Source organism: Paenibacillus qinlingensis, assembly GCF_031455095.1.
Classification (GTDB): Bacteria; Bacillota; Bacilli; order Paenibacillales; family NBRC-103111; genus Paenibacillus_E; species Paenibacillus_E qinlingensis_A.
Window position 1 is genome coordinate 1 of the sequence record NZ_JAVDSB010000034.1, and the last position, 20,965, is coordinate 20,965.

General features: G+C 45.5%; 20 protein-coding genes, 8 tRNA genes and 1 rRNA gene. 5 read left to right on the forward strand and 24 right to left on the reverse strand.

Annotation, left to right across the window (positions count from 1 at the left end; all coding sequences use genetic code 11):
* Positions 1-338 precede the first annotated feature (338 nt).
* A complete protein-coding gene (locus J2736_RS33760) occupies positions 339-1,208 on the reverse strand; it encodes a nucleotidyltransferase-like protein (protein WP_310502910.1) in 870 nt (289 codons plus the stop codon).
* Positions 1,209-1,333: 125 nt separating this feature from the next.
* Between J2736_RS33760 and J2736_RS33765 the strand changes: the two genes are divergently transcribed.
* Complete coding sequence (locus J2736_RS33765) at positions 1,334-1,738, forward strand: DUF2614 family zinc ribbon-containing protein (protein WP_310502911.1); 405 nt, start codon at positions 1,334-1,336, stop codon at positions 1,736-1,738.
* Positions 1,739-1,801: 63 nt separating this feature from the next.
* On the opposite strand, the gene J2736_RS33770 is transcribed toward J2736_RS33765, so the two are convergent.
* The 9 genes from J2736_RS33770 to J2736_RS33810 all read right to left on the reverse strand — a co-directional run bounded on the left by J2736_RS33770 (position 1,802) and on the right by J2736_RS33810 (position 10,890).
* The gene (locus J2736_RS33770; RefSeq protein ID WP_310502912.1) at positions 1,802-3,502 is read right to left on the reverse strand and encodes a glycosyl hydrolase family 18 protein; all 1,701 of its coding nucleotides are present in this window, start codon (positions 3,500-3,502) and stop codon (positions 1,802-1,804) included.
* A 128-nt stretch (positions 3,503-3,630) separates the two neighbouring features.
* Complete coding sequence (perR, locus tag J2736_RS33775; protein ID WP_310502913.1) at positions 3,631-4,065, reverse strand: peroxide-responsive transcriptional repressor PerR; 435 nt, start codon at positions 4,063-4,065, stop codon at positions 3,631-3,633.
* Between the two features lie 144 nt (positions 4,066-4,209).
* On the reverse strand, positions 4,210-4,917 hold the full coding sequence (locus J2736_RS33780) for an MgtC/SapB family protein (RefSeq protein WP_310502914.1): 708 nt from the start codon (positions 4,915-4,917) through the stop codon (positions 4,210-4,212).
* Between the two features lie 76 nt (positions 4,918-4,993).
* Entirely contained in the window at positions 4,994-5,545 is a 552-nt protein-coding gene (locus tag J2736_RS33785; protein WP_310502915.1) for a GNAT family N-acetyltransferase, read from the reverse strand.
* A gap of 1 nt (position 5,546) precedes the next feature.
* Entirely contained in the window at positions 5,547-6,995 is a 1,449-nt protein-coding gene (gatB, locus tag J2736_RS33790) for an Asp-tRNA(Asn)/Glu-tRNA(Gln) amidotransferase subunit GatB (protein WP_310502916.1), read from the reverse strand.
* A 24-nt stretch (positions 6,996-7,019) separates the two neighbouring features.
* A complete protein-coding gene (gene gatA, locus J2736_RS33795) occupies positions 7,020-8,477 on the reverse strand; it encodes an Asp-tRNA(Asn)/Glu-tRNA(Gln) amidotransferase subunit GatA (RefSeq protein ID WP_310502917.1) in 1,458 nt (485 codons plus the stop codon).
* Positions 8,478-8,504: 27 nt separating this feature from the next.
* A complete protein-coding gene (gatC, locus tag J2736_RS33800) occupies positions 8,505-8,792 on the reverse strand; it encodes an Asp-tRNA(Asn)/Glu-tRNA(Gln) amidotransferase subunit GatC (protein WP_310502918.1) in 288 nt (95 codons plus the stop codon).
* 138 nt (positions 8,793-8,930) lie between these two features.
* Positions 8,931-10,250 (reverse strand): polysaccharide lyase family 7 protein, encoded by a 1,320-nt coding sequence (locus J2736_RS33805; RefSeq protein WP_310502919.1) that lies wholly within the window; start codon positions 10,248-10,250, stop codon positions 8,931-8,933.
* Positions 10,251-10,509: 259 nt separating this feature from the next.
* Entirely contained in the window at positions 10,510-10,890 is a 381-nt protein-coding gene (locus J2736_RS33810) for an ATPase (protein WP_310502920.1), read from the reverse strand.
* A gap of 208 nt (positions 10,891-11,098) precedes the next feature.
* Between J2736_RS33810 and J2736_RS33815 the strand changes: the two genes are divergently transcribed.
* A complete protein-coding gene (locus J2736_RS33815; protein WP_310502927.1) occupies positions 11,099-11,359 on the forward strand; it encodes a DUF3817 domain-containing protein in 261 nt (86 codons plus the stop codon).
* A gap of 93 nt (positions 11,360-11,452) precedes the next feature.
* On the forward strand, positions 11,453-12,847 hold the full coding sequence (locus J2736_RS33820; RefSeq protein WP_310502921.1) for an MATE family efflux transporter: 1,395 nt from the start codon (positions 11,453-11,455) through the stop codon (positions 12,845-12,847).
* Positions 12,848-12,892: 45 nt separating this feature from the next.
* On the opposite strand, the gene J2736_RS33825 is transcribed toward J2736_RS33820, so the two are convergent.
* From J2736_RS33825 to J2736_RS33835, 3 genes are all read right to left on the reverse strand, one after another.
* Positions 12,893-13,384 (reverse strand): NanQ anomerase/TabA/YiaL family protein, encoded by a 492-nt coding sequence (locus tag J2736_RS33825; protein ID WP_310502922.1) that lies wholly within the window; start codon positions 13,382-13,384, stop codon positions 12,893-12,895.
* A gap of 95 nt (positions 13,385-13,479) precedes the next feature.
* A complete protein-coding gene (locus tag J2736_RS33830) occupies positions 13,480-14,493 on the reverse strand; it encodes a zinc-binding alcohol dehydrogenase family protein (RefSeq protein ID WP_310502928.1) in 1,014 nt (337 codons plus the stop codon).
* A gap of 29 nt (positions 14,494-14,522) precedes the next feature.
* On the reverse strand, positions 14,523-15,353 hold the full coding sequence (locus J2736_RS33835; RefSeq protein WP_310502923.1) for an amidohydrolase family protein: 831 nt from the start codon (positions 15,351-15,353) through the stop codon (positions 14,523-14,525).
* A 146-nt stretch (positions 15,354-15,499) separates the two neighbouring features.
* Here J2736_RS33835 and J2736_RS33840 point away from each other — a divergent pair, with 146 nt between their 5' ends.
* Positions 15,500-16,369 carry an AraC family transcriptional regulator gene (locus tag J2736_RS33840; RefSeq protein ID WP_310502924.1) on the forward strand — a complete coding sequence of 290 codons (870 nt, stop codon included), beginning with the start codon at positions 15,500-15,502 and terminating at the stop codon, positions 16,367-16,369.
* Between the two features lie 9 nt (positions 16,370-16,378).
* On the opposite strand, the gene J2736_RS33845 is transcribed toward J2736_RS33840, so the two are convergent.
* Both J2736_RS33845 and J2736_RS33850 read right to left on the reverse strand, forming a co-directional pair.
* Positions 16,379-17,677: a (Fe-S)-binding protein gene (locus J2736_RS33845; RefSeq protein ID WP_310502929.1), complete on the reverse strand. Its 1,299-nt coding sequence runs from the start codon at positions 17,675-17,677 to the stop codon at positions 16,379-16,381.
* A gap of 31 nt (positions 17,678-17,708) precedes the next feature.
* Positions 17,709-19,124 (reverse strand): FAD-linked oxidase C-terminal domain-containing protein, encoded by a 1,416-nt coding sequence (locus J2736_RS33850; RefSeq protein ID WP_310502925.1) that lies wholly within the window; start codon positions 19,122-19,124, stop codon positions 17,709-17,711.
* 157 nt (positions 19,125-19,281) lie between these two features.
* On the opposite strand from J2736_RS33850, the gene J2736_RS33855 reads away from it, so the two are divergent.
* On the forward strand, positions 19,282-19,992 hold the full coding sequence (locus J2736_RS33855; RefSeq protein WP_310502926.1) for a FadR/GntR family transcriptional regulator: 711 nt from the start codon (positions 19,282-19,284) through the stop codon (positions 19,990-19,992).
* 52 nt (positions 19,993-20,044) lie between these two features.
* On the opposite strand, the gene J2736_RS33860 is transcribed toward J2736_RS33855, so the two are convergent.
* The 9 genes from J2736_RS33860 to rrf all read right to left on the reverse strand — a co-directional run.
* Positions 20,045-20,123, reverse strand: a tRNA-Leu gene (locus tag J2736_RS33860).
* A gap of 6 nt (positions 20,124-20,129) precedes the next feature.
* Positions 20,130-20,209, reverse strand: a tRNA-Leu gene (locus tag J2736_RS33865).
* A 64-nt stretch (positions 20,210-20,273) separates the two neighbouring features.
* Positions 20,274-20,346, reverse strand: a tRNA-His gene (locus J2736_RS33870).
* Positions 20,347-20,380: 34 nt separating this feature from the next.
* A tRNA-Thr gene (locus J2736_RS33875) sits at positions 20,381-20,456 on the reverse strand.
* A gap of 16 nt (positions 20,457-20,472) precedes the next feature.
* Positions 20,473-20,548: transfer RNA gene (locus tag J2736_RS33880), tRNA-Phe, on the reverse strand.
* A gap of 31 nt (positions 20,549-20,579) precedes the next feature.
* Positions 20,580-20,656 (reverse strand) — tRNA-Asp (locus tag J2736_RS33885).
* Between the two features lie 14 nt (positions 20,657-20,670).
* Positions 20,671-20,746: transfer RNA gene (locus J2736_RS33890), tRNA-Val, on the reverse strand.
* Positions 20,747-20,751: 5 nt separating this feature from the next.
* Positions 20,752-20,826, reverse strand: a tRNA-Glu gene (locus J2736_RS33895).
* A gap of 48 nt (positions 20,827-20,874) precedes the next feature.
* Positions 20,875-20,965 (reverse strand): 5S ribosomal RNA (gene rrf / locus J2736_RS33900); the annotation flags it as partial.

A 20,965-nucleotide genomic window follows, 5' to 3' on the forward strand; every position in this document is an offset into this window, starting at 1 on the left:
GAAGCTAGCGAGATTTTGCAATCTCTTTTATAGTCGATTACTCGACTGTGCTTACTCACTCGTTGTTCAGTTTTCAAAGATCAATTTCTTTCGTTTTTTTCGTCATCCGTTTCAGCGGCGACTTTTATAATATATCACATTCGAACCACTCAATGCAAGCTTTTTTTATTTTTCTTTTTTCACAACTTCGCTTGACATGATATTACTTGTTGGCTTTAATGCGTTACCGTTTTTAGCGGCGAGAGTTAATTTATCATAGAATCACAATCAAAGTCAAGCATTTAAATAGGAATAAAAAAAGAACCAGGAAAACACCTGATTCTAAAAGGATTTGTGCCTTATACACTTGTATACCTCAGCTCAATTTCGGAAGTCTGCTCGTCAATGATGACAGCTACTTCTTTAATTAAACCTTTTTTGACCAGTTTATTGAGTAACAAAGGAAGCTCTGACTTTATTTCAACTAATTGCGCATGATGTTGGAGCTCATTTGAGCTAAGCGGCTGCTCACTATCCCTGAGGATTTGAATAAACGCCTCGCAGCACCGTTCCATTTTGGACATAACCGAAAACTCACAAGCAAGTAAGACAAGCTGAACCCGCTGCTTCAACGTCTCTTTACTCATTGTTAGTTCTTCATATAGCTTATAGACACCTGGATTGATAGCTCGAATTTGTCTCCAAACCGTAATTTCTGGATGATAACCATCTTCTACAATGACAATCCTCGCCCAGTGATGAAGCGCCTCTAGAATGTTGTTATACGCATCTAGGATATGTTCGTCGAGAACGTATTCCTTACTTTGCAAATATTTGCGCAGAAAATGTGAAAATTCAATAAGCAGTTTATGCTCACGCAAGTCCCCGGGAAACTCCAGTATTCGATGGCGCAGGCCTTCTAAATAAGTGTTCTGATCCAGAAGTATCTCCCCTTTTAACAACCAGTGAAGAATATTGCGATTAACACCATGCCGAATCCATTGCTCTATAGAAGTTTGATCCGTCCATCTTTCTTGTATCCTGGAATCGTCTCTTATATAATTAGTCGTATGATTGTTCAGTCTCAGGTCGTTCGTTACAATTAAAAGTAACGTATCAAAACCATCTGTCAGTGAGGGAAGTTGCTTAGGATTGTCTACCGCCATGACGCTAATGATTCTAGGGTCATTCCGGAACTTAAGCAATAACTGCTCCTTATTAATTCCCATGGGTGTCCAAAGCTCCTGTCTCCATTTGTTTCTTTCTTATTTCTACAAGGGGGAACGGGTTTCCTGCTGATTTCTGTGACAATTCATACAAAACATGAGGTAGAAGGATTGGGGAGGAACAACAAGTGCGATTTAGATCAAGTAAAGTAAATGAATTCCGCTTATGGGGACTAGTCATGACCATGGGTGGGATGCTGCTTATGATTATAGGACTCGCGGGAGTCGTATTCGATTGGGGACAAGTTGGCCGCGTAATTGCCGTCATCTTCATGATTATCGGTATGATTAGTGTGTTGGTGAGCATGGGCATTTACTTCTGGGCAGGAATGCTTTCTACATCAGCCACCGTTATAGATTGCCCAGAATGCGGCAGACGAACGAAAATGCTGGGCAAGACGGATCGCTGCATGTTCTGCAAAACGATTCTTTCGATTGATCCACAATATGAACCGATTGGTGAAAACGAAACGGCAGCTGCACAATCAGCGCACTTTGAGCCAAGTCGTGAGCACGAGCACAAGCCCCACTAAGTAAGAAAGCCGAACCCAGTAATGGATTCGGCTTTTTTTTGATATAAAATAAGTGCTCTTACTTTATGGTGCCTTTGGTAACGCATCCTTCATGACTTGCCACATGGCAGGTCGCTCAAAACCTCTTCGCCAAGTGGCTATACCCGCTAGATCATACTTTTCCACTAAAGCTAATCTGGCTTTAATCGAAACTTCATCTTCTATCCAAATGCGAACTAGTTTATTTCCGTCTTTATATTCTACATAATTCTGACCAGTATCGGCTAAATAGGTTGGTGTAAGCTTCTTATCTTTGATAATCGTTTGTGCAGCTTCCATCGTCAGTGTCTTGGAAGTCGTCGTAAATTTGCCATTCTTCGTCTCTTCAGTCCATTGTCGTGTATAGAAGGGTACGCCAAGGACAAGCTTAGACGGCGGTATTTTATCCGTTGTCAAAAGGGCTGTAATAGACCTCTCTACCCATGGTAAGGAAGAAACCGACCCCGACTTCGGACTCGTAGCCCAGTACTCGTCATAGGCCATTACCATCATGTAATCGACGACTTGGGCCAAGGCAGGTCTATCGTAAAACATGGACCACATCTCATTGGTCGATTTGGGTGTGACATCAATGGACACCGATAGCCCTTGTTCATGCATGAATGGCGTCATCTCACGAACAAATTGGACTAGGTTTTCTTTATCTTTGAGATACACATTTTCAAAATCGATATTAATCCCTTGCAGGTTATACGTCTGGGCATAGCCAAGCAATTGCTTAATTATCTTCATGCGTAGATCATAGCTTGCTAATACCTTAGTCGTTCGATCTGCATCAAAACCATTACTAAACAACGCCCAGACCTGATAGTTGTTATCGTGGGCCCATTTTACATACGAAGCATCAGCTAAGTTGCTGACTCGTCCCTCGTTATCTGCTACAGAAAACCAAGTTGGACTAATAACTTGCAGCCCAGGCATTTCACCGATCTTTGAAGTATCTGGATTCTTCGAAATAACATGTTCCCAAGTCATATTAAGTTTGCCGGTAATTGGCTTCCATGGCACATAAGTAGACGATGACTTCTCTTGAATAGGGATTGTTTCCACATGATCTTCTGTGATTTCACTCTTACGAACAAAGCCAATCGGACCACTTTCTAACTGTACTTTGTACCAATCTTCTTCGCTTCCGATCAGCATTACCTGTTCATTCAAAGCGATGGTCGAGACAATTGGCGCTTTTATTGTAGCTTCCGTCCGTAATTGAGCTTCTTTCTTCCCTATGTGCTTCCCCCACTTGATGACATCGCCTTGTTTAAATAACAAGATGGCTCCTGATTTCGCTGATTCGCGAATTTCGAATGGATACAACTGCTTCAAAGGTTCGATTGGTAAGTAAATCGCATCTTCTTTCTTTTCTACGGGAAAGGATAATGAGAATGGCTTCTCATTCATCATCGCCGATAGCTCTGTCGTCTTCATCCGCATCACTTTATCTTTGGTAGTTAGAATGACAGACTCGCTGCTCTTCTCATATATAATGGTTGGATCGATCCATTGTTGAACGAGATCTAGAGGAAGCTTGAGGCCTTCCTTTTCTCCAATTGCGCTCGATTTAAAATAATTGCCTTGATAAAATATCGGTTTCGTCAGATCATGAAAGTCTGGTTCAACATGTAAACGATTAGGTGCTAGCTGTTGTACCAAAAATGCACCAGCGCCAGCCGTGAACATTCCCAAACATAATGCACTGATCAGGATTACTTTTTTGGATGATTTCAACACTTCACTTCCTCATAGGCAATTGTTTTGGATTAATAAAGAAAAAACGTGTCCGCTCTTCGCAAAGAAGGGCTGAACACGTTTCATTATACAACAGGTAAGCACAAAATGAGGAATTCTGCGTTTAGTTAATGCTTGGTAGTAAGCGTACAATCCGGACATACGCCATAGACTTCCAGTCGGTAACCGCCAACTTGAAAACCAGTATGCAACGCTGCTGTAGTCTCAATGTCTGACAGTGGAGGGTATTCAAAATCAGAAATTTTCCCGCAAACCTCACAAACCGCATGATAATGATCGGTCATATCGGCATCAAAACGACTTGAGCTGTCCCCGTAAGTTAACTCCCGAACAAGTCCCGATTCGATAAATACTTTAAGATTATTGTAAACAGTCGCTACGCTCATGTTAGGAAATTTCGATTCTAGAGATTTGTAAATATCATCCGCTGTCGGATGAGTCATAGAGTCCAACAAAAAGGAAAGAATCGCATACCGCTGGGGCGTCATCCGAACACCTGTTGTTTTTAACTTTGCTAAAGCCTGTTCTAAATGTGCTTCCATGGTACTCACCACCTGAATTAGTCATTAAAACCTTACATTTTATTGTACGTGTGTTCTTCGACTTTTGTCAATGATGGTTATACGAATCATAGCCCCATGTTGATATATTTTTTCAAGAATCAAAACGAACAGCTGGCTGCCCCATCAATTTTTACTATTTTCGATCGCCACGCCGGTGACTCCCTCAATTTGATTGGTTTCTTCAAGCACTTGGGTAATCACTGATGTCTTTGGAATTGTCACATGGAACGTAATTTGAACGTGGTTTGGCCTACTTCCATCTTCTGACTCTTGAAGCTTGATCTGCTTAATATCAATCTTACGCTTACCTAGAATCGTTGTAATTAACCCTAATGTACCCGGTTGATCAATTGCTTGTATTTTAATTATACGTACCTTTTTCCCATTGAAGTACTTATGCTCTACTTTGTTTAGAATCCATAATGAGATTAAAACCATAAAACATACTAAAACAGCTGCATAATAAAAACCCGCTCCAATGGCAAGACCTATCCCGGCCACTACCCATAGCGAAGCAGCTGTCGTAAGGCCCGTAATGGATCGTCCATTAAACATAATCGTTCCCGCTCCAAGAAAACCAATTCCACTTATGACCTGTGCCGCTAAACGGGAGGGATCGATACGCACATTGACTTCATTCACAAAAGCACTAAATCCGTACATAGAAAGCAGCATGACCAGAGCCGAGCCAACACACACCAAAATGTGCGTACGCAGTCCTGCCGCATGAGAACTAACTTCACGTTCAAACCCAATTAATCCGCCAAGTAAAAGTGCTAAAACCAATCTAATCGTCAAATGCAATTGATCAATAACCCAAGGATTCTCCATTTTGTAAACGCTCCCTTTTCTGTTTATACGAATACTCTGCATCAAGGAGAAGTTGTTCAAATACTGATTTAGGCCTCTAGAGGCCCGTAGCAGCTCGCTCAAATGTCGTCAGACTAACACCAGGTGGTACAGTGAAAACACGCCTAACGATGAAATCATGCGCCTCATATAGCCGAATCGCGGGCAAATTCGCAGACCCTGTAGATACGATAAAGCGCATTGCGCCCTCTCTCTCTTGTTCTATCAGTATATGCTGTAAAAGGGAGCTAGCGATTCCCTTGCGAAAAAAAGTAGGATGAACCATCATTCTGCAAATCGTCACAATACAACCATCTCGTTCAAATGAAATGGCGCCTGCAAGTGTCTGCTTTTCATGATCATCAACAAAGTAGCCATAGAAGGTTTCCTTCACTTCGCGTATCGACTGAATGCCATCTTTTAATGGAGGAATATCATCAAATCCGATGAGTTCAGCCTCCACCCTGTAGGACGCGATTTGAAGTGCAAGTAAGGTCAAGATTTCTTCATTCGTTTGCAAGTGAAGACGTTGGATGGACAGTGGAATCACTCCTACGGTTAAATTGAAAAAAAGTGGCGCCCTAACTACGAGGAGCACCACTTCTACCATATCATTTACTGTTCAAGCACTCCACAATTAATTTATTGACGAGCCCTGGATTTGCTTTACCTTTGGTTTCTTTCATGACTTGGCCGACCAAGAAGCCTACGGCTTTTTCCTTACCAGCTTTGAAATCTGCAACGGATTGCGGACTGTTCTCTACGACTTGCTCAACAACCGCTTTAATTGCTCCTTCGTCACTGATTTGAACAAGACCTTGCTCTTCAACGATCTTCTGCGGCTCCTTGCCGGTTTCGATCATTTCCTTGAACACGGTTTTGGCAATTTTGTTGGAAATCGTGCCTTTCTCGATTAACCCGATCATCTCGCCTAATCCTTTGCCTGTAACTTTGGCATCGGTAAATTCAAGGGAGTTCGCATTCAGATAACCAAGTAAGTCACCCATAATCCAGTTGGACACAGCCTTAGCGTCTTGGGTATATTGCAAGCTTTCTTCGAAGAAATCTGCCATTTGCATAGAAGCTGTGATAACCGCTGCGTCATAGCTTGGTAAGCCATATTCAGCGCTGTATCTCGCTTTACGTGCATCTGGCAATTCGGGAATAGAAGCTTGTACGCGAGCTTTCCAAGCCTCATCGATATGCAGGCTAACCAGATCTGGGTCTGGGAAATAACGATAATCATGCGCATCTTCTTTGCCACGCATCGCAAGCGTCTTACCTTGCGTCTCATCCCAGCGGCGGGTTTCTTGAATCACTTCTTCCCCGCTTCTGAGAATCTCCGCTTGGCGATACTCTTCATACTCAAGTCCACGCTGAACGCCACGGAAGGAGTTCATGTTCTTAAGCTCGGCGCGAATACCGAATTTCTCTTGACCGAATGGACGGATTGAAATGTTCGCGTCACAACGGAGCGAGCCTTCCTCCATTTTCACATCGGACACATCGCAATAGATCATAATCGCTCTGATCTTCTCCAGGTAAGCACGAGCCTCTTCTGGTGAACGCAGATCCGGTTCGGATACGATTTCGATCAAAGGCGTTCCTGCTCGGTTAAGATCGACAAGTGAGGCGTAGCCGCCATCAACATGTGTTAGCTTCCCTGCATCTTCTTCCAAATGCACACGCGTGACGCCGATACGTTTGGTAACTCCGCCAACTTCAATATCCACCCAGCCATGCTCGCCAATCGGTTTATCGTATTGCGAAGTTTGATAAGCATCTGGTGAATCTGGATAAAAGTAATTTTTACGATCAAATTTACTGTCTGTTGCAATTGTGCAATTAAGCGCCATTGCCGCTTTCATCGCATACTCAACCGCTTGGCGGTTAAGCACTGGCAATACGCCCGGGTGCCCTAAACATACCGGGCATGTATTCGTATTCGGAGGTGCTCCGAATGAGGTTGCACAACTACAAAATATTTTGGAAGCGGTATGAAGCTCTACGTGAACTTCAAGACCGACTACAGTTTCAAATTGGGTATCTGTTGCCGACAAAGTGAATGCCTCCTTCTTATTAACTTACAATTGCGGGCGCTGCTTGTGGTGGTCTGTATGCTGTTCGAAAGCGTGGGCTACACGCAAAACGGTAGCTTCATCCAATGCTTTGCCGATAATTTGCAAGCCAACCGGAAGTTCATTCACGAATCCACATGGTACGCTAATCGCAGGAATCCCTGCCAAGCTGACTGGAATCGTCATGATATCATTCAAATACATGGTTAACGGGTCGCTGCTTTGCTCTCCGATTCGGAAAGCTGTCGTTGGAGCCGTTGGCCCGATGATAATGTCATAGTTGTTAAACACTTGATCGAAGTCTTGCTTGATCAGTGTGCGAACTTGTTGGGCTTTCAGGTAATAGGCATCATAGTAGCCTGAACTTAGTGCGTAAGTGCCAAGCATGATCCGACGTTTAACCTCTGGACCAAAACCTTCACTGCGGGATAGATTATACAGATCCAACAAATTGCGTGCATTATCTGAACGAATTCCATAACGGATTCCGTCAAAACGTGCCAAGTTGGAGGAAGCCTCGGAGGAAGCCAATAAGTAATAAGTTGCTACAGCATACTCGGAATGTGGAAGCGTTACTTCTTCCCATACAGCGCCAAGACCCTCAAGTACTTTGAGTGCTTCGAGAATTTTCTCTTTAACAGCAGGGTCAATTCCCTTACCCATGTACTCTTTAGGAACACCGATGCGCAGACCTTTGACATCACCGGTCAATGCGCTGAGGTAGTTCGGGATCTCCACATTCGCCGAAGTCGAGTCTTTCGGGTCGTAGCCTGCGATAGCTTGCATCGCATACGCAGCGTCTTCTACGTTCTTCGTTAACGGCCCGATTTGGTCAAGGGAGGACGCGAATGCGACCAAACCATATCGGGACACAAGCCCGTACGTCGGCTTCAGTCCGACGATACCGCAGTAAGCTGCCGGTTGGCGAATCGAGCCACCGGTGTCGGAGCCCAGCGCGAAGTACACTTCGCCTGCCGCGACTGCTGCTGCGGAGCCACCGCTGGAGCCGCCCGGCACATAATCCGTGTTCCACGGATTGTGCGTTGGGTGGAACGCGGAGTTCTCGTTCGAGCCGCCCATGGCAAACTCGTCCATGTTGAGCTTGCCGATGGTGATCGCTTGCGCATCCTTCAGCTTGCTAACGACCGTTGCATCATAAATCGGAATATGATTGGATAGGAATTTGCTGGCACAGGTCGTCTTCAAACCTTCGGTCACCATGTTATCCTTGATACCGATCGGTAAGCCGAATAGATCGCCGCGAGTCGCACCGCTGACCAGCTGCTCGTCCAGCTTAGCAGCCGTCTGTCTAGCATTCTCTTCATCTAATGTAAGGAAAGCACGAACTTTACTCTCCACTTGTCCAATTCTTGTATACGATTGATCCACGAGATCCGCTACCTTAATTTCTTTGCTTTGCAGCTTCGCATGGATTTGTTGTAGGTTTAATTCAAACAAAGACAACGACAGGCACTCCCTTTCATCTCTAACTTATTCTAAAACAGCAGGTACCTTGAACTGCCCATCTTCATGATCTGGTGCGTTCAGCATGACTTTTTCAATTGGCAAAGACGGCTTCACAACATCTTCACGCATGACGTTGACTAACGGCATCGCATGACTGGTTGGCACAACACCCTCTGTGTTTAATTGATTGAGTTGCTCGGCATATTTTAAAATGGCATTAAGCTGATCTGTAAATAGATCTTTTTCGGTATCATTGAGATCGAGTCTAGCCAGCTTAGCGACATGATCGACATCTTTCTTCGTAATACTCATGTATTCTACACCCCTTGTTTCAGCGTTTAGTCATTCTTTTCATTATATCCCAAGTATTTTGCGAACTCAATCCAGAATAAGGAACCAATGCAAAAAGGACTTAGCCATGACGCTAAGTCCTCTCTCATACCAATCCACTTATTGATGTGTAACCGAGTACGCATATACCCAATTCTCGGCGTAAGCACTCGGGCTTTCGCCAGGAGCTGTAGAATCATTGGATTGCGTGTAATTGCCAATTTTGAAGAAACAGCCCGTCGTGTCTTTCGTTTGTGTATAAGGTACGGTTTGCCCATTATATTCATAGTGAATGACACCATTGGCTACAATGATTTTAACGGTGAACAGCGTCCCTAATGTGTAGTTGCTATCGAGTAAATAGCCGTGAGTGTTATTCCCATCGGTGATGTAAATTTTTGCAGTCGTCGAAACACCGCCAGGGTTATTGCCTTCTACACGAAATACAGTTACATCATCATCACCGTCATGAATTTGACCCACTACCGTATGTGGCTTGACTGTGGTCAAATGAGTGACCTTCTGCTTAATAAACATCGTGTGTGTCTTCCCATCATTGGTCCCCCATGACGCTTGATCCGCTGTCGTTCCATCTGTGTAGTTGTCTTTCATTTCACGCAGTTCGCTTCTCGGATTGTTGGATCCTGACGTTGTGACAGCCCCGTGGTTGGCACGGAATTGTACGGCATCGCCATCTGCATCATGAACAACCTTAAACCAAGGATCGATCGAATACGAATCCAAAGCGGGTTGCTTCACTTCAAGCGGACTTGTCGAGCCAGATTGTTTAGGAATGGGCAGCGTGATTTTCCAATTTTTTAAATAAAGGATGTCTGAAGGGAGAGTTGGATTGGCCGGTGGTGTCGGTGATGGTGTTGGTGAAGGACTAGCTGTAGGTGAAGGCGATGGGGAAGCACTTGCTGTAGGGGTCGGGCTAGGCGTTGAACTTGTTCCGCTATCCAGCGTGAAGTCATCAAAACGGACATCGCTGGAAGTCGTTGCTCTTGTAAAGATTACGGCAGAAGTGTTACTAGCTCCAGTCGTGAAAGTAATCGTAAACTGCGTCCAAGTGGTGGCATTGCCCCCTGCGGATACTTCTGCTGCGCCATAATTATTGGCTCCGATAATGCCTTTGCCGAGTACCCACGCCTTCAATGTGTACGTGGTATTCGCAGTTAAGCCGGTGATCGTTTGACTATATCCTCCGCCTAGCGCAGTAGATTTGGCTGACTTTCCTCCTGTATGTGAATCACTAGTTGAAATCGCAGCGGAACCGACCTTTGTCCAGCCTGTTGCATCGCTCTCAAAGCTTGGATTCGTAATCGAAATCGGGGCAGCCTGCACAGACGTTATTCCTGTGAGAATGAAACTAGAGCTTACCAACATAGAAAGGATGGCAACGGAGTGAATCGGCTTCCAGTTTTTCAATTGCAATTTCATATGATACGCCTCCTAGTATTGAATCGTTTTTCAAATGATTCCTGTAAGGCACAAACTGCTGAGCAAAGTACTATTTAGTTTAAGAAAACCTCCTCTTATGTATAGATTTGTAAGCGCTTTACAAAAATAGTATAGTAAAAAATTACCTTTTTCTGTTATCGTTTTCTTTAGGTTCACTTGTGTTATTACAAGTATTGGAAAGCATTCTACAGAAACAAGAAAAAGGCGAAGCAGGTTTCGACCTGATCCGCCTTTTATTTTAAATCCAGGCCTTCAGCCCGATTTGTTTGATAAATTCTTCGCGGGACTGAACTTCTTTGTCCCTTTCTTTCTCTGGTTCAATCCCGGACTCGCCGTTCATGACTCTCCGAAACAGGGCTTCATTGTTCGTAGCGAGTGCGTAATCTATTAAAGCTTCTCTCTCGACTTGCTCCGCCTCTTGCTGAAGAAGCACCTCTTCCAGTTCAATATCGCTTGCAGTCACGTAGTAATGCTTGTTTTCCTTAGGAGCACGCACGACATAATCGAAAATGTTATCATTATTTCGGTCATACGCAATTAAATAGCCATATCCGCCAATAGGCAGATTCTGTTCTAAACGGTCAGCAATGAAGATAATTTTCTCGCCAAGACGAAGCATCTGCTTTCCCCCTACTTATCTATTACGCTCCAAAGAGTCTATGAATGTATGAATTGATTCTATTGCCTATCGTACTAAAAAAACTAGATTGTGTCCAATTGACACCTGTTGTTCATACTGGATTCATATTTCTATCATAGGATAAAAATACTTTCATACATAAAAGGAGTTGCTTACTGTGTTACAACGTCAACATTCTTTGCCATTTATGCGCTATGTCGGCTGGGGGGAAGGGTCTTCTTTTCTCCTTCTACTAGGCATTGCCATGCCACTCAAATACGCATTCGATCTGCCACAAGCTGTATTTATCGTAGGGGTTGCTCATGGATTCTTATTTTCACTTTATCTGCTATCCATTGCATGGGTCACACTTGTGCATCGTTGGTCCTTTGTGCGGGTACTTGCAGCCTTCATTGCCGCGTTCATACCTTTTGGCCCCTTCTTATTTGATCGTTGGAACCGACGTTAGATCCCTTCCTACATAAAATTTCAATAAGAGGCATGAAACTGTTATAGTAGTGAGAAAACTATGCCACCCAACAAATGAATTGTGGAGGACATCATGCCAGAGCAAGCACCATCTCAAAAAGCTCGTCCCTCATTGACCGAGGGCCCCATTACGAAGACATTGATTTTGTTTTCATTGCCGATCCTATTAGGAAATGTTCTACAATCCCTAAACGGGTCCATCAACACGATTTGGATCGGTAAATATTTAGGTGAAGTTGCCCTTGCCGCTACATCCAATGCGAACATTATCATGTTCTTCTTGATCAGCTCCATTTTTGGCATCGCTATGGCTGCTGTCATACTAATCGGCCAAAATCTCGGTGCTAAGAATGTGCAAGAGGCCAAAAAAGTAGTCGGAACTAGTACCGTCTTTTTTCTCGTGTTATCCATCATCGTCGCTTTATTGGGATGGATATTCTCTTCCACAATCCTAGATTGGATGAACACTCCGCATGACGTCAAGGAGTTTGCCGTGACGTATACGCGAATTATGTTCGCAGGTGTTCCTTTTATGTTTGGCTATAATTTGATAATGGCCATTTTACGCGGCTCAGGAGATGCCAAAACGCCGTTTTATTTCTTGCTTTTATCCGCCGTCCTCGACGTCGCACTTAACCCTTTGCTCATTCAAGGAATGGGGCCATTCCCGAAAATGGGTATTGCTGGTTCTGCCGTAGCCACCTTTATCGCACAATTGATCAGCTTCGTGCTTCTCATTGCTTACTTGTATAAGAAGAAGTACTTTCTTCGTATCACCAAAGAGGACATCCCCTTGCTTCGAATCAATTGGACGATTATTCGGACATTGATCCAAAAAGGGCTGCCAATGGGCTTAAATATGGTTGTGGTTTCCTTAAGCAACCTGATGCTCGTACACCTCGTGAATGCTTATGGTTCCGAATCCACAGCTGCTTTTGGTGTGGCGATGCAAATATCGAGCTATGTCCAAATGCCCGCTATGGCCATCGGTGGAGCTGTGACCTCAATGGCCGCGCAAAACATTGGCGCTGGGAAGTGGGATCGCGTCAACCGCATCACTTGGACAGGTGTCGGGGTTAATATCTTGATGACAGGATTGATTGTAGCAGTGCTACACCTGTTCAATCGTGAAGTCGTCTCGTTCTTCCTGCCGCCAGAAGGGAAAGCGATTGATATTGGCGTTCATATTAACAATATTACACTATGGTCATTCATTATTTTCGGCGTGTTCAATGTCGTTGCTGGCGTAGTCCGTTCAGCGGGATCCGTGGTATTCCCTCTCATCGTTGCCTTCATTGCCTTGCTGCTCGTTCGCATCCCGCTTGCCACAGTGCTTTCTCACAAGTATGGTTTCGATGTGATTTGGTGGAGCTTTCCGGTTAGCTTCAGTGTCGCCGCTACCTTGAACTTGCTTTATTACCGCTTTGGGAAGTGGAGACAAGCTAAAATGATGACAAGCAAGGCCTAAACAAAAAGTCTGCTAGCCAAGAAGTTGGCTGAGCAGACTTTTTTGTTATAAATGCAGCAGATCTTTATGTACTTTAACCACAATTTTCTTATTCGTCGTTGGTTCCGTAATGAGGCAATTGGGCCGATGAATATCGGACGGGAAGCACACCGCAAACATACCTGGTTTGAGCAAAACATCCGTTTCATTCTCATTAGAATTCGATGCGTAGAGAGTGAAATCATGTGTCTCAAATTTGCTATCTGTGATTTGAGCTCCCTCATGCAGCTTATAGAAACAGAGACGTTCCTCTCCGCTCACCAAAAACTGAATATCCGTATAAACAAGATGAGACTCCGGTGACTGCTCTTCCTTAGGACGTGTCACAACTTCTTGCACGTTGGCATACATTAGATGGCCATTATCGCCTTCCAAATCGTATCGACCTACCTCTAGCTCTCCTAATTTCCGATTTAAAATGTAGTCAATACCTCGCGTTATGGCTGCAGGCCATAAATGCCGCTCTTGCTCAAAATGCTTCACATCGCTAATAATCATCGTCATTCGCTCCTTTTAAAAAGACCCGCCCCTACGGGCGAGTCATCTCTCATCTTATCGATTCTATCACCTTATAAGGTGCTGTAGCAATATGTTTACATACAGACCATTGCCTTAATGACCTTCGATTCCGGTTTGAGCCACGTCTCAAATTGATCTACCATGCCCGCGAAGGAGGACCTATGCGTGATATAACGCTCGATGTCGATACTGCCTGACAGCAAAGCGCTGCGTACCGTATGAAAATCCACCATGGTCGCATTCCGGCTGCCCATTAACGTGAGTTCCTTCTTATGAAAATCGGGATCATGAAAGGCAATATCGGCCTTCACTAGTCCGACGTACACAAGCTTACCCCCATGAGCGACCAGACCGAATGCATCCGTCATGGATCTAGCATTCCCTGTTGCGTCGAAGACGACGGTTGGAAATTCACCATTCGTGATCTCAGCTAGCTTCTCCTTCGGAAGCTCTAGCGCATTCACCGTATGATGAACGCCTGCCCATTCCCGGCAAAACGCTAGTCGCTCCTCATTAATATCCATGGCAATCACGTTAGCGCCAAGTTGCTTCGCCAATACCATAACCCCAAGACCGATGGGACCTGCTCCGATTACAAGCGCGGTTTCCCCCGCACGAAGCTCTGATCTTCGCACGGCATGAGCACCGATACTAAGTGGCTCTAGCATCGCCGCTTGATCAAGCGTGAGACCGTCTGCTTTTATCAAATGACTTACAGGGAGTGATACACGCTCTACCATCCCGCCATCGATATGAACCCCGAGTACTTTCATGTCTGTACAGCAGTTTGTCTTGCCGTTTCGACAGGCTACACATCGCCCACAATGCAGGTAAGGAATGACACTAACGAGATCACCAACGGCTACTTCCGTAACATCCTCACCGATCTCCTCCACATATCCGGCCAATTCATGGCCCAGAATACGCGGATAGCTGAAAAAGGGCTGATTTCCTCTATACGCATGCAAATCTGTCCCGCATATGCCTATTCGCTTCATGCGAACAAGTGTTTCACCACGACCAATGACTGGTTCATCTACCTCGACATACTTCAACTGCCCAATTTGTTCACAGATAATCGCTTTTATTGTTGTCAACCTCCCGCATGTGCGATATTTCAAATTTGGTAGAACGCCTTTGCGTTCAGCCCAAATAATCGTGCCTTATCTTCTTCTGACCAGCTATCTGGCAAGGATTGCGTCACCACGCCAACAACGTCTTCATAGTCTGCCGCGAGGAGACAAACGGGCCAGTCACTTCCGAACATCACACGTTCCGTTCCGAAAATGTCCAAGATGTGCTGAATATACGCAGTAAAATCTTCTGCCTTCCAATCTGTATGGCTAGCTTCGGTCACCATGCCTGAAACCTTGCAATAGATGTTGGGATGCTTCGCAATCGCCGACATTTGGCTTTTCCATGGTTCCATGCTACCACTGGCAATCCCTGGCTTGGCAATATGATCAATCACCGCATGTAAACCAGGCACGAGATCTAGCAGTTCAATGACAGGCTCTAATTGATGAGCCACGACAAGTAAATCGATAGGGACTCCTTCCTGAGCAAAATAACGCAAGGCCTCTACAAAATGCGGCTGAAGGATAACCCTGGCATCCGGAAATTCTTGAATCATAACCCTAAAACCAACATACTTAGGATGATGACTGTTTCTTTTATAATGAAGAAGATAGTCGGGATCGTCCAAATCAAGCCAACCGACCACCCCGGCGATTGAATCTGATCTTTCACTTAAGGTAAGTAAAAACGCCGTTTCTTCTAAGGTAGGCGCTGCTTGAACCACAATGGTCTTATCTATGCTGAATTGTTGCAGATGTGGCAGCAGATCATCCGGTAAGTAATCACGATTCAAAACAGGCAACGCTGGCGATATCCACCCATAGTCCCCTCGATCGATCTTCCAATAGTGTTGATGTGCATCGATACGCATGGCAATTCTCCTCTTCTTTCACCTAAAATGGTATCGCTTTCTTCTATTGTATCATTATCATTACCATATGAAATATGGATATCTAGCATAACTATACGGTTTTTTGATATCATTGAACTACCTTTGATACAAAAGGAGTTGCTCACATGGATCCTATTCGTAAAATCTTCGATATGAAGGACGCCTTCTCTCTGTCTTTTGCCTATAAAAACACAAAAAGCTCGCAAAGCGAGCTTCCTGATCATTTCCACGAGTGGTATGAAATTGTGTATGTGTATCGCGGGAGCGGTACGTTCTTTATTGATCACACCTTTTACGATATGAAGCAAGGTGACTTGTTCCTCATTCCTGGCAACACCATTCATCGAACAACCCCTGACAAAGAAGCACCGGTGACGTCCACTGCGATTTATTTCTCACCTAACATTATTCAAGAACCTCAGTTGGGCGATGATTTCTCCTATTTGCATAGCTTTGAGCAAGCCGCGACATCGCGGAATTACAAATTGGAAACGCGGTTATCACAGAGTCAGCACGTGGATCATCTCCTAGAGTCCATACACCAAGAGTTTCAACACGCTGGCCCAGGTCACCGCCAAGCCATTCTCCTGCAATTGCTTCAATTACTGCTGTTCATTCAACGTGATGTCCAAGCTGATGCCCGATCTCTGACTGCCGATGCGCTAGTTGGCCCCTTATGGATGAGGGAGATCTTACTTTATATTGATCAGCATTTCTGTGAAGACATCGGACTCCAAACGCTATCTAAGCAAGCTTCCGTCACGCCAGCTCATTTCAGCAGAGTTTTTAAACAATTGATCGGTATGAATATAACTACCTATCTCTTGACCAAACGCATTATCCGTGCAAAGCAGCTTCTTCACGAAAGTGATGCCAATGTTAGTACAATTGCTGAATGGTGCGGATTCGAAAGCTTACCCCATTTTCACGCGATGTTCAAAAGAGTACTTGGCATGACGCCTGCGGCTTCTCGAAAATCATTGCGTTCTTTCTAAAAGAGGAAGTTATGCCTCTTGCTTCACCAATCGGTCGTATAAAAAGTCTGCGATATGAACAGCTTCCATCTTGCCTGTTTGCCCATGCTTATCAATACCCAGCTTCATTTGAAGTAAGCAGCCTGGATTACTTGTAACCACATAGGACGCTGTCGTCGCATTTACATTTTCCATCTTGTGTTCCAGGATTTGATTCGCCATGACAGGCTGCGTCATGTTATAAATGCCCGCTGAGCCACAGCATGAACCAGAATCCTTCATTTCAACGTAAGCGGTGTTACTGATTCTTTGCAGCAATTGCTTAGTTGGCTGACTGCCCTTCATCACGTTGCGTAGATGGCAAGATTCTTGGTACGTAACCCGCGTCGGGGCTTGGTTAGCCTGGTCAGCAAAACGAAGAGGGCGACCTTTCTCCACTAGAATCGAGCTAATGTCCTTAACGCGCTTCGCAAACCAAATGGCATCTTCCTTCCACTCTTCCTCGTCATGAAGCAGATGATCGTACTCAACAAGAATCGCTCCACAGCCTCCAGCATTTGAGACAACGTAATCGACCCCTGCCTCTTGGAAAGCACGGATATTCTTTTTGGCCAGTTGCTTCGCTTGATCACTTTCCCCACTATGTGCATGAAGAGCTCCGCAGCAGTTCTGTGACTCAGGAATGACAACATCGAAGCCAGCTTCGGTCAAAAGTTTCACTGTACTAATATTCGTTTCAGTGAATAACACATCCATCAAGCATCCGCGGAACATCCCCACTGTACCAAGCTTCTTACCTTTTGCCGGGATAAACGTACCAAGCCGCTCAACAATACCTTTGCCTGAAGCGTCTGGCAGTATTTTCTCCATAGTAGCCATATGCTTAGAGAAAAGACCGACTACACCCGTTTTTCTTACTAGCTTTTGGACACCTGACATTTTATAAAAATGAAGCCCTGTCCCGAGCAGCTGCATCCTCCGTTGGGATGGAAATAGCTCTTGGAAGACGATTTTGCGCACACCACGTATCCACCATCTATGCTGGGTCGTGTGCACTTCAATGGCATCGCGCGCCTGTTCGATTAATTGACCATATTTCACATCTGCTGGGCAGGCAGGCTCACACGCACGGCAGCCCAAACAATGGTTCATTTGATCTTCGAAACGGATCCCTGGCTCCATTACGCCGTCTACGGCTGCTTTCATCAGAGAGATACGGCCTCGTGGTGATTCGGCTTCAATCCCGGTTTCTTTAAACGTCGGACAAGCTGGTAGACAGAACCCACAACGCATGCAATTGGTCAATTGGTCATAGTCCAGTTTCTGCATTAACGTTTGCTGAAGTGTTGCTCCTTGGCTGCTAGACACGATCAATCACCACCCTGCGTCTGGATTCTTTTGCAAACATTTTGCCTGGATTCAAAATATGGTTCGGATCGAACGCATCCTTAATCCCCTTCATCATCGCAATCCCGCTGCTTCCTACTTTCCATTCCAGGAATGGCGCTTTCACTAATCCAACCCCGTGTTCACCAGTAATCGTACCACCTAACTGTATCGCAGCCTCGAAAATCTCTTCAAATGCCGCTTCCACACGATGAACCTCGTCATGATCTCTTGCGTCTGTCGTGGCAGTTGGGTGCAGGTTACCGTCACCCGCATGTCCGAAGGTACATATTTGAACATTATGCTTCGTAGCAATCCGGTTGATCTCCAATACCATTTCCGCGATCTTGGAGCGAGGTACTGTAGCATCCTCTAATATTGTCGTTGGACGTAAGCGAGCAAGAGCGGTAAACGCACTGCGTCTTGCTGTTAATAGCTTTAGCGCTTCCTCTTGTGTGCTCGCAATACTGACTTCGTCCGCTTGCTCTTCTCTGCAAATCTCTGAAATGAGAGTGATATCCCGTTCAACCATTTCAGGCTCACCATCTTGTTCAATAAGCAAAATTGCAGCCATATCCAGCGGCAGTCCCAACTTAGCAAAATCATCTACCACACGTATCGTTGGGTTATCCATGAATTCCAGCGTGGCTGGAATGATGCGATTTTCAATGATTTTGGAAACGGTGCGCGCTGCGGCGTTTAAGTCTTTGTACATCGCCAGCATCGTTTTCTTCGCCTTCGGTGGCGGAATGAGCTTCAAAGTGGCTTCCGTAATAACCGCAAGCGTGCCCTCGGAGCCGACAAGCAGCTTCGTCAAATCGTAACCAGCTACATCCTTCATCAACTTACCGCCGGTGCGCATGATTTCCCCTGAAGCAAGGACGCATTCCAGCCCGATGACATAGTCTTTGGTTGTGCCATATTTCAAACCACGAAGACCACCTGAGCACTCTGCGATATTGCCGCCAATGGTGGAAATCGCCATCGAACTCGGATCTGGTGGATAAAATAAACCCAATCCCTCAATATGCTCGATGAATTGCTTCGTAATGATCCCCGGTTGCACGGTGGCTGTCAGATTCTGCAGATCGATATCTAAGATCGCATTCATGCGATGCATGACCATGACAATTCCGCCTTGCACAGGTACCGTACCTCCGCACAAATTCGTACCTGATCCTCTGCTGACCAATGGAATCCGCTGCTCATTCAGCACTTTCATAATCGCAGAAACCTGCGCAGTATCCTTTGGATAAATCACGCCGTCAGGCAATGACTGGAGCATTGGCGTCCCGTCATAGGAATGGGTTACTAGTGATTCCATATCATCTTTGTAAAAGGCTTCCCCCACGATACCCATTAATTGTTGTCTAATTGAATTGCCCAACATTTAGAATCCTCCCTTAAACACGTTAACTTTCTTTAGCTCAATTCATCATTTTTTAAACGGTTATAAGTGATCATGTGATCAGATGACTTTTATTCTATTTTAGCTTATGATGTAATAGATGTATAGAACTTTATCTAAGAATTTCAGGGGGATACCGATGGTTTTTCAGCAAATCCGTCCTCAAAAGGGTTCGGAAATCGTGCTTCAGCATATTAAAGCCCAAATTGAAGGTGGCACTTATGCGCCTGGTTCCAAGCTACCCACGGTTGTAGATCTTGCAGCAAGCTTTCAAGTTGGGCGGTCTACCATTCGGGAAGCTCTTAGCGGACTTAAAGCCATGGGGTGGGTTGATATTCGACACGGTGGAGGGACTTATGTAGTTGCCCAGTTACCAACAGAGACGAATAATGGCCTGTTTGACCACAGCGAATCGCTTCAGGAAGTGCAGGAAGTGCGTAGATTTATTGAAGCTGGGTGTGCCACGTTAGCAGCAAGTCGACGTACGGATCATCATTTGTCCGTGCTCAGAGAGATCCTTCTTGAGATGGAGGCTTCACTCGAAAATGAAGAATTAAGCGAACAAGCGGATATTCGCTTTCATATGGCCATCGCCAAAGCATCGCAGAATGCCCTCTTTATTGGGATGATGGAATCGTTGACGGAGCGGCTGCAACAAAGCATGAGGGCCTCACGCCGTCTTTGGTTCTTTGCCGAACGCGCTTCCGCTGAGCAGCTTCTGCAAGAGCATCGCGACATCGTAGAAGCAATTGCCATGCAGAATGAGCAGCTTGCCGCGGACCGCATGTCGCAGCATATCGCGAAGGTCGATCAGGTCATTCAACAGCTGGCTTTAAAAACTGATCGCTAGAACAACAAAAAAAGCCTTACTAAGTAAGGCTTTTCTTGTTTTAAGCTTGTGATACCGGCAAGAGGACTCGAACCTCCACGGTTTCCCACTCGATTTTGAGTCGAGCGCGTCTGCCATTCCGCCATGCCGGCATATAATGCGCGTAGAGGGACTTGAACCCCCACGGTCACCCGCTAGATCCTAAGTCTAGTGCGTCTGCCAATTCCGCCATACGCGCATGTTGTCAATCAGGCAAGTGATGAAGTTGCTAGCCTTACGGCTGACTTCACTGAGAAATAATGGGCGGACGACGGGACTTGAACCCGCGAATGCCGGATCCACAAACCGGTGCGTTAACCCCTTCGCCACGACCGCCACATAAGTACTTCTTATTCTACCATAATACATATGGTGCCGTCGAGAGGACTTGAACCCCCAACCTACTGATTACAAGTCAGTTGCTCTACCAGTTGAGCTACAACGGCTTATTTAGTTGAAAAATGGTGGCTTTGGACGGAATCGAACCGCCGACACGAGGATTTTCAGTCCTCTGCTCTACCGACTGAGCTACAAAGCCAGGTAAGGATTGTACTTCTTTTGAAGAAAAATGGCGGAGCTGACGGGATTCGAACCCGCGGTCTCCTGCGTGACAGGCAGGCATGTTAGGCCACTACACCACAGCTCCATGCAAATTTATTATGGTGAACGATGACGGGATCGAACCGCCGACCCCTACCCTGTCAAGGTAGTGCTCTCCCAGCTGAGCTAATCGTTCATATATGGTGACCCGTAGGGGACTCGAACCCCTGTTACCTCCGTGAAAGGGAGGTGTCTTAACCACTTGACCAACGGGCCTTACGTAATGCCAGAGGTCTGGCAAAAAAAATACCCCAAAGGGTAACTGCTTGGCAACGTTCTACTCTCCCAGAACCCTGCGGTTCAAGTACCATCGACGCTGGAAGGCTTAACGGTCGTGTTCGAGATGGGAACGCGT